Genomic DNA, 9,168 nt, shown 5'->3' with positions numbered 1-9,168 from the left:
GCGTCGGAGCGGCCGGGGCCGGGTCCGCGGGGGCGGGAGCCTGCGCGGACAGCAGGGCCGCGGAGGCAAGGAGGGCGAGATGCTGGAGGGTGACTTTCATTCGCGGGGGCCTCGGGGACCCTGGGAGATGCGCTCGGGCACGCCCGAGGACAACTGGGGATGCATGGAAAATTTCCAGCGCCCGACAGAGGTTAGACTGTCCGCCTGCACATGGATATCCGCACACAGAGCGCCCTGCTTGCTTCCATCATCGGCCTGGCGCTGGGCGTGTCCATGTTGTTGCGCCCCGGACGTCCCCGGGTGCTCACCCTCTACTCCGTCTTCACCCTGACGGTCGCCGGGTATTACCTCAGCCTCTTCTTCCACAGCATCTTCCCCGCCCACGACTACCCCTGGGTCTCCCGCATCGCGCTCGGGTCCACGGTGCTCGTCGTCTCCCTGGTGCCCGGGGCGGCGGTCGCCTTCTTCCTCGAGTTCCTCGGCGTCAGCAAAGGCACCCACCTGGTCGGCCGGCGGCTTGCCCTCCTGTCCGCCGTGCTGGGCCTCACCGTCGCCGTTACACCGTTGGCGGACAAAGCATGGGCGCGGGTGGCGATGGGGGTGTGGGTGCTGGGGGCGCTCTTCACCTCTGTGTCGCTGCTGGTGCACCGGGTGCGCACGACGGAGTCGCGCATCGAGCAGTTCCGGCTGGCGTACCTGGCCATTGGCGCGGGCGCGGCGGTGCTGTTCTCCGGCCTGGACTACCTGAGCCGCTACGACATCCCCTTCCCCACGCTGGGCCCCGTCTTCGCGACGCTCTACCTGTTCTTCCTGGCGCAGACGCTCTTGCGGCTGCGGCTGATGGACCTGCACGAGCTGCTGGGGAAGATCGCCTCGCAGACGGTGCTGGCCATCATCCTGGCCGCCGTCTTCACGGTGCTGACGGCGTGGGTGGACGAGAACACGTCGCTGTTCGTCTTCAACACGGTGGTGGCCGCGTTCGTCATCCTCATCCTCCTGGACCCGCTGCGCACCAAGGTGGAGGAGATGGTGGTGCGCATCTTCTTCCGCGAGCGCTTCGCGCTCCTGGGCACGCTGGGCGTCCTGCGCGTGCGGATGACCGCCGTCATCGAAATCTCGGAGCTGGCGCGCCTGGTGCTGGACGCCCTTCACGAGACGGGGCGCGTGACGCACGCGTCGGTGTACCTGATGGCGGAGGACCGGCCCGGCTACCGGCTGCTGGACTCGCGCGGGCCGCTACCGGTGCCGCTGCTGGACACGGCCGCCGCGCGCGGCGTGCTGTTCGCGGTGGCCAGCGGGCAGAAGGCGGTGCTGCTGGAGAACGTGGAGCGGCGCATCTCCGTGATGCGGGTCCAGGCGGTGGAGGGCAAGCGCTTCCGCGATGAGCTGAAGCGGCTCAACGACACGCGCGCCGCGCTGCTCCAGATGAAGGCCGGCATCAGCGTGCCGCTGATGAGCAACGACCGCGTCATCGGCTTCCTGAACCTCTGGGATGAACGGGTGCCGGAGGCGTACGCGTCCGATGAGATCGCCCTCATCCTGGAGGTCTCCGAGCGGATGGCGACGGTGCTGGAGAACTCCAAGCTGTACGAGAAGATCCGCGAGCGCGACCGCCTGGCGGCGCTGGGTGAGATGGCGGCGGGCCTGGCGCATGAAATCAGGAACCCGCTGGGCGCCATCAAGGGCGCGGCGCAGTGCCTGGACCCCAAGCGGCTGGGGGGCGAGGACGGCGAGTTCCTGGATGTGATTGTCGAGGAGGTCAACCGGCTCAACGGCGTGGTGACGGCGTTCCTGGATTACTCACGGCCGCTGAAGCAGAGCTTCGGGCCCACCGACCTCAACGAGGTGGTGACGCGCACGATGCGGCTCATCCAGAACGACATGCCGACCACGGCGGAGCTGGCGGTGGAGCTGGACCTGCGGCTGCCGCGTGCGGACGGCGACGCCGAGCAGCTCAAGCAGGTGTTGATCAACCTGGTGCAGAACGCGGTGCAGGCGATGGGGTCGCAGAAGGGCTGCATCACGGTGCGCACGGAGAAGCCGGAGCGCTTCGGCGACTTCCGCAGCGCGGGCGGTGTGGAGTTCGTGGAGGTGCGCGTCACCGACAACGGCCCGGGCATCCCGGCGGATCAGCAGCCGCACATCTTCGTGCCCTTCTTCACGACGAAGCAGAAGGGCACGGGCCTGGGGCTCGCCATCTGCCAGCGCATCGTGAAGAACCACGGCGGCACCATCAGCGTGCAGAGCCGGGTGGGCGAAGGCACCTCGTTCATCATCCGGCTACCGGCGCTCCCCCCGGAGGTGACGGAAGGCGCGCTCCCGGAAGGGACGCCCGCGCCCCCTACTCGCCCCTCCCAGTCCCTGGCCGTGCCCGAGGAGCTGCGCGAGCCCGCGCCCGCCGTGACGAAGCCGCCCGAGCCCCGGACGAAGCGCGACAAGCGCCGCCGCGCGAGCTGAGGGCCCGGGTTCCCGCTTCCGGGAAAGACCCGCTAGGCTGGAGGGGCCATGCAGCCGTGCCCCTGTCCCTACTGCCAGACGACGATGCGCAACACCTACGCGCGGGGGCTGACGCGCGACGAGTGTGGTGCGTGCGGAGCGGGCTGGTTCGACGCGGAGGTGCTGGGGAAGGTGGTCGGCGGCCCGACGCTGGAGGCCGTGTTCGAGGCGGCGAAGGGCAAGCCCGGGCGGTGCAAGGGGTGTGAGGCGTCGCTCCAGTACGTCCCCGGTTGTCCGTCCTGCGGGCGGCAGGCGCCCACGTGTCCCGGCTGTGGCGGTTCTCCGCTCCCCGCCGTGGAGCTGCGGGACGCGGTGGTGGAGGTCTGCGTGAAGTGCCGGGGCGTGGCGCTGGACAAGGAGGAGCTGGCCCGGCTCCAGAAGGCGATGACACCGGAGCCCCGGGCCCCGGAGCCCCGCGAGCCCATCCAGGCGGCGGACTTCGAGCATGAGTACGACGACCCGCGGGGCCTGAGCCTGCTGCCCCGGGTGCGCCTGGGCGACGTGCCGTCCTGCACGACGTGCGGGCGGAGGATGGACCCGCGCTACGGGTTCGTCTGGGAGGAGCGGCTGTTCTGTGGAAGCTGCGCGCCGGAAGGCTCCGCGCCCTACACGGATGAGCTGACGAAGGCGCGCCCCAGTGAGACCTTCGACCGCCGGTCCCGGCACCTGAACACGGGCGCCGCCGAGTCCGCGGTCGTGTGGCTGTTGTCGAAGATCTTCAAGTAGCGCCTGGGTGTCGTGACGCGTTGTCCGTCGCGGCGCCGCGATTCGTGACAGGCGGTCCACGCCCGGGCTGGAGCACCGCGGCGGCGCCTCTGTCGTTGGCGTGGCCCCTGTCTTGCTGAAGGCCTCCTTCGGGAGGCATTCATGAATCAATGGCTGCGCAGGTCCGTCCAGGGCAGCTTCGCCCTGCTTGTCTTTTCGTGTGCGCTGACCGCGGCGCTCATCGTGAACCAGGGGCTCCTGGGCTTCTTGATTCCGGCTCCAAGGGACGCGGAGCCCCTGGCTCGAGTGCCGTTGTCCTCGCTTCCCTTCGCGGGGCTCGACACGGCCCGCCTCGCGCGGCTCACGGGCCTCTCGCTTCCAACTCCGGGGCCCGGGGTGCAGGACCTGGAGCCTGGCGGACCTTCCATCCCCCGGAGCACGCTGGCCATCCGTCTGCTGGGGACCCTGGTGGCACAGGATCCCCAATGGTCCATGGCCTCCATCCACGAGCTCACGGGCGGCGGTGCGCGAAGCCTGATGGTCAGCGATGCGTTCCAGGGCGCCCGCGTCTTCGCCATCGAGCGGGAGCGCATCCTGCTCGTCGTCGATGGGCGGCTCGAATACGTCGACGGCAGTCCCCTGTCGGGCGCGGCGCCTGTCGCGGTGAAGGTCCATCCTGGGGCGGCGACGCCTGGGGGCTCCGGCCTGGGCCGGGGCATCCGCGCCACGGGCGAGCACACCTACGCAGTGCCTCGTGACGATGTCGCCGAAGCGCTCACGAATCTGAACCAGGTGCTGACGGAGGCCCGCGTGGTCCCCGCGTTGCGCGACGGCCGCCCCGTGGGCTTCAAGCTGCTCTCCGTCCGGGAGGGCTCGCTCTACACACGGCTCGGGCTGCGCAATGGGGACGTGCTCCAGCGCATCAACGGGCTGGACCTGGAGGACATGGAGAAGGCGCTCCAGGCCTTCACGCAGCTGCGAGATGCCAGGCGCATCGAGCTGCAACTCGAACGCGGCGGGGCCCCGGTCCGAAAGGTCTTCGACGTGGAATAAAAGCGGCCCATAAATCCGAAAAAAGGGGCCTGTAACCAGACACGGAAGGGCTGCGTACCCATCAACACACGCAGCAACCGACCTGACTACGGAGCCACACCATGAGCATCTGGAGCGACGCCGCCCGTGACGCCTATCGCAAGACGCACCGCTTCCCCAACCAGCCGAACGTGAACGGCGGATCCGGGCCCGTCATCAAGAAGAGGGAGTTGCCGCTGGAGGCCAAGATCAAGCTGGCCACGAAGCTGCTCGACAAGGACCTCTTCGTGTCCGCGCGTCCCACGTCCGGACCCAAGCTGGGCTGAGCCCCCTTCCCTTCGGAGATCCCGCCATGAGCCTCTGGAGCCCCGCCGCCCGCGACGCCTTCCGTGCCCGCATCGCCCCCAAAGCGCCTCCGCGCGCGGAGCCGCCGCCGAAGGCACCGGCCCTCAAGCCGCCGCCGCCGTCCCTCTCACAGGCCCGTCACGCGGACGCGTTCATCGCCGCGAAGCCCACGGGCCGTGGACCGGCGAAGCCTCCCGAGCTCAACCCCCAGCCCCTCCGCACCGGCTTCGACAAGCCCGTCTCCGTCGACGCCCTGCCCGACAAGAAGACGGGCACCGGCATCCTCACGCTGAACACCGCCACGGGCGCGGGCGACGAGTACAACACCGCGGCCAACCGCGGGGCGCAGGCGAAGCTCATCCTGGACTCGGGCGCCTCCATCGTCGCGTTCCAGGAGGTGGACGTGAACGTCGAGCGCAGCAAGCGGGGCGACGCCAAGAGTGCGGACCGGAACACCGCGCTCGACATCGTCGCCAAGGCGAACCCGGCCTTCCGCGCCTTCATCGAGGGCAACGTCCCCAAGGTGGACATCAACGACCCGTCGCCTCCGCCCACCTCCATCCGCACGGGCGAGGACGGCACCACGCTCTACGACACCCCCGAGGGCACGCTCGTCACCGGTGAGTCCTTCTCCGGCGACGACACCGAAGGCGGCGTCGACGGCGACCACGGCGCGGACTCCACCTACGGCAACGCCACCTACGTCGCGGCCCCCGACGAGGTCACGGAGGCCTACACCGTCACGCTGCCCACGCAGGACGGGACCCCCGGCGCCGCCTCTCCCGAGCGACTCCAGGCCCTCGCGGACGGGAAGCTCACCAAGGAAGAGCGTGCCGAGCTGGGCCGCGACAACGAGCTCCTCCGGGACAGCGGGCGCTCCGAGCCGCGCAGCGCGCTCGTCACCCGCGTCAAGGGACCGGACGGCACGGAGCGGACGATCATCAACGTCCACGTCGCCGCGGGGAAGGACAACAAGGACCTGCGCGACCAGCAGCTCGCCTACATCGCGCAGATCGCCGCAGCGGAGAGCAAGGGCCCGCCCTCGCGCGAGGTGGTGGTGCTGGGCGACCTCAACACCTCCACGACGGAGGTGCAGGCCCTCTTCGGGAAGGCAGGCCTGGAGCGCGCCGTCGGTGGCACCAGCGGCGGCCCCGGGGAGATTGAAGACTACGACCAGGTCTGGACCACCGCGGGCGTGAACACCCAGAACAGCGCCCAGGTGGAGACGGACGGCGCGTCCGACCATCCGCACGCCGGCTACACGGAGATCAGCTGACGCGGACCTCAGGCCTGCGCCGCCGCCAGCTTCTCCTGCGCGGCCTCCCACCGGGCGTAGAGGTCTTCCAGCTCCTCCTTGCCCACGCGGTGCCCGTCCATCAGCGGCTTCGCCCGGGCGAAGTCGTTGTAGAGCACCGGGTCCGCGAGCTGCGCCTCACGCTCCTTCTGCTCGGCCTCCACCTTCGCGATGCGCTCCTCCAGCTTCGCGATCTCCTTCTTGATGGGGCCCTCCACCACGGAGCGACGCTGGCGCGCCTCGGCCTCCAGTCGCTTGCGCTCCTTCTCGGAGACGGTCGCCGCGCTCCCGGTGCCGCTCCTGCCGTTGGACGCGTTGGACTCCGCGCCGTCGGCCGCCAGGCGCTGCTGCTCCTGGTGGTAGAGGTACGCGTCCAGGTTGCCCGGATGTGACGTGAGCTTCCCGTCCGCGACCTCCCAGACGTGCGTACACAGGCCGTTGATGAAGCTGCGGTTGTGGCTCACGAACAGCAGCGTGCCGCCATACAGCTTCAGCGCTTCGATCAGCATCTCGGACGAGTCGAGGTCCAGGTGGTTCGTCGGCTCGTCCATCAGCAGGAAGTTGGACGGCACCAGCAGCAGCTTCGCCAGCGCCACGCGCGCGCGCTCGCCACCGCTCAGCACGCCGATGGGCTTCTCCACGTCGTCGCCGCTGAAGAGGAACGCGCCCAGCACGCCGCGCACGTAGCTCTCCGGCTTGTCCGCCGCCAGCGGCCGCACCTCTTCGATGATGGTGTTGTGGCGGTCCAGCTTGTCCGCGTGGTGCTGCGCGTAATAGCCCACCACCACGTTGTGCCCCACCGTCACCTTGCCGGTGTCCGGCGCGAGCTCCCCCGCGACCATCTTCAGGAGCGTCGTCTTGCCCGCGCCGTTGGCGCCCACGACGGCGATTCTCTGGCCCCGCTCCAGCCGCGCGTCCAGCCCGTCGTACACCGTGAGCGCGCCGTAGCGCTTGGTGATGCCCTCCATCAGCACCACGTCACGGCCGCTGCGCTCCACCTCCGGGAAGCGGAACTTCATCGTCTGCCGCTCTTCGAGGACCGCCACCTTCTCCAGCTTGGCCAGCATCTTCGCGCGGCTCTGCGCCTGCTTCGCCTTGGTGGCCTTGGCGCCGAACCGGTCGATGAAGCCCTGCAGCTCCGCGCGGCGCTGCTCCACCTTCTCCGCCTTCGCCTGGAGGAGCACCATCTCCTCGGCGCGCAGGCGCTTGTAGTCCTCGTAGTTGCCCGTGTACTCGCGCACGCCTTCCATCTCCAGCGACACCACCCGGTTGATCTGCCGGTTGAGGAAGTCGCGATCGTGGGAGATGAGCACCATCGCCTTGTTGGAGCGGCGCAGGAACCCGTCGAACCAGGCGAGCGTCGGCACGTCCAGGTGGTTCGTCGGCTCGTCCAGCAGCAGCAGGTCCGGGTCCTGGAGCAGCAGGCCCGCGAGCGCCGCCCGCATGCGCCAGCCACCCGACAGGGCCTGGGTTGGCTTGGACAGGTCCGCGTCCCGGAAGCCCAGGCCCTTGAGGATGCGCTCGGCGTGGTGCCGGCCGTAGCGGTTCTCGAAGTCGTCCAATTCCGCGTGGAGGTCCGCCAGCGTCTGGGCCAGCTCCAGCTGCTCCTCCTCGTCCGTGGCGGCCGCCAGGGCCCCTTCGGTTTCCTTGAGGCGGGATTCCAGCGAGTCCCGGCCGGGCACGGTGCTCATGACCGCCTCCACCACCGTGCCTTCCGGTAGGCCGGCGATCTCCTGGGGGAGGTAGCCCGCCCGGGCCCGGCGGCTGTACTGGACAGTTCCCCCGTCCGGCTGGGCCGCCCCGGCGATGATCTTCATCAGGGACGACTTGCCCGTCCCGTTCGCCCCCACGAGTCCCACCCGGTCCCGGGGGCCGAGTGTGAAGTTGTCCTCGTCGAAGAGGACCTTCTTTCCGTAGGCGAGGCTGATGTCCTGGGCGATGACGAGGCTCATGGCGGGGGCGGGAGATAACAGCCCGGGGGCCCTACGGGAACGCCTCAGATGCCTGCCCGGCTGCCCAGGGGGCGTATCTCACCGGTTGGGCATGGCGCGGCGCTTGCCTATACTCCCGCCACCCATGGCCGCCCCCTGCCCCCACTGCGGAAGTACCGAAGGTCAAGATCACCTGTGCGCGGCGCAGAGCCTCCAGCTCCTGGGGCAGGTGCTGGACGGCCGCTACAAGATCGAGAGCGTGCTCGGCCAGGGCGGCATGGGCATGGTGTTCCGTGCCACGCAGACCTCCGTGCAGCGGCCGGTGGCGGTGAAGACGCTCAACCCCTCGCTCGCCGCCGCGCCCCAGTTCTTCGAGCGCTTCCGCCGCGAGGCGGAGATCGCCAGCCGCCTTCGGCACCCGAACGTCATCACCATCTTCGACTTCGGCCGCGCCGCGGACGGCACCTGCTACTACGTGATGGAGCTGCTCAAGGGCGAGAGCCTCAAGGAGCTCGTCAAGCGCGAGGGGCCGATGACGCTCCGCCGCGCGGTGAACCTGATGGAGCAGGCCACGCTGGGCCTGGCGCACGCGCACGAAGAGGGCTGCGTCCACCGCGACCTGAAGCCGCACAACATCATGGTCCAGGCGCTCGACGGGAAGGACTTCGTCAAGGTGCTGGACTTCGGCCTCGTCAAGGCGCTGGAGCAGGACGAGGAGGAGCAGCTCACCTCCACCGGCCAGGTGCTGGGCACCCCCCAGTACATGCCGCCCGAGCAGGCCGGCGGCGAGTCCGTGGATCAGCGCTCCGACCTCTACTCCATGGCGGGGGTCCTCTACTTCTGCCTCACCGGCAGCTCGCCCTACGGCGCCAACACGGTGCGCAAGGCGCTCACCGCCGCGCTCACGCAGCCGGTGCCGCCGGTGAACAGCAAGCGCCAGGGCGCGCCCGTGCCGCCGGAGCTGGACGCGTTCTTCGCCAAGGCACTCTCCGCGGAGAAGGAAGACCGCTACCAGAACGCGCAGGAGTTCATCGACGCGCTGCTCGACTCGGTGCAGGACCTGTCGCCGGAGGAGCTGGACGCGCGCCCCACGGGCGGTGCTGCTGGCGCCGAGCGCGGTACGGGAAGCCGCAGCCGTCCGGGCGCGGGCTCCGGCAGTCGCGCGGGTTCGGGCAGCAAGCTGGGCTCCGGCAGCCGCGCGGGCCGTGCGCCCGGGCCGGGCACGGGCGCCAGCGCGCGCTCCGGCTCCCGCGTGGGCATGGCCCCGCCCCGGGGCACGACCCCGGCCGGTGCGCAGGGTGCGCCGCGAGCCTCCAGCACGGGCAGTCCCCCGCTCTCCCCGGCCAACCGCGCGCGTGCCGCGTC

7 protein-coding genes are annotated in these 9,168 nt (G+C 70.1%); 6 read left to right on the top strand and 1 reads right to left on the bottom strand.

Features of this window, described 5'->3' with window-relative positions; translation table 11 throughout:
- The first annotated feature begins 210 nt into the window (after positions 1-210).
- From D7V93_RS29845 to D7V93_RS29825, 5 genes are all read left to right on the top strand, one after another.
- Positions 211-2,457, top strand: coding sequence for an ATP-binding protein (locus tag D7V93_RS29845; protein ID WP_120646624.1), 2,247 nt, complete (start codon positions 211-213; stop codon positions 2,455-2,457).
- 48 nt (positions 2,458-2,505) lie between these two features.
- On the top strand, positions 2,506-3,222 hold the full coding sequence (locus tag D7V93_RS29840; protein WP_120646623.1) for a zf-TFIIB domain-containing protein: 717 nt from the start codon (positions 2,506-2,508) through the stop codon (positions 3,220-3,222).
- 141 nt (positions 3,223-3,363) lie between these two features.
- Positions 3,364-4,254, top strand: coding sequence for a type II secretion system protein GspC (gspC, locus tag D7V93_RS29835; protein ID WP_120646622.1), 891 nt, complete (start codon positions 3,364-3,366; stop codon positions 4,252-4,254).
- Between the two features lie 101 nt (positions 4,255-4,355).
- Positions 4,356-4,559, top strand: coding sequence for a hypothetical protein (locus tag D7V93_RS29830; RefSeq protein WP_120646621.1), 204 nt, complete (start codon positions 4,356-4,358; stop codon positions 4,557-4,559).
- 26 nt (positions 4,560-4,585) lie between these two features.
- Entirely contained in the window at positions 4,586-5,854 is a 1,269-nt protein-coding gene (locus tag D7V93_RS29825; RefSeq protein WP_120646620.1) for an endonuclease/exonuclease/phosphatase family protein, read from the top strand.
- Positions 5,855-5,862: 8 nt separating this feature from the next.
- On the opposite strand, the gene D7V93_RS29820 is transcribed toward D7V93_RS29825, so the two are convergent.
- On the bottom strand, positions 5,863-7,824 hold the full coding sequence (locus D7V93_RS29820; RefSeq protein ID WP_120646619.1) for an ABC-F family ATP-binding cassette domain-containing protein: 1,962 nt from the start codon (positions 7,822-7,824) through the stop codon (positions 5,863-5,865).
- Positions 7,825-7,948: 124 nt separating this feature from the next.
- Here D7V93_RS29820 and D7V93_RS29815 point away from each other — a divergent pair.
- The coding region (locus tag D7V93_RS29815) for a serine/threonine protein kinase (RefSeq protein WP_279636958.1) at positions 7,949-9,168 on the top strand (1,220 nt) is incomplete at its 3' end.

Origin of the sequence: Corallococcus llansteffanensis, assembly GCF_003612055.1 — a bacterium.
GTDB lineage: Bacteria > Myxococcota > Myxococcia > Myxococcales > Myxococcaceae > Corallococcus > Corallococcus llansteffanensis.
Note: the sequence above shows the minus strand (reverse complement) of the source record. Positions and strands in the feature narration are given on the sequence as shown.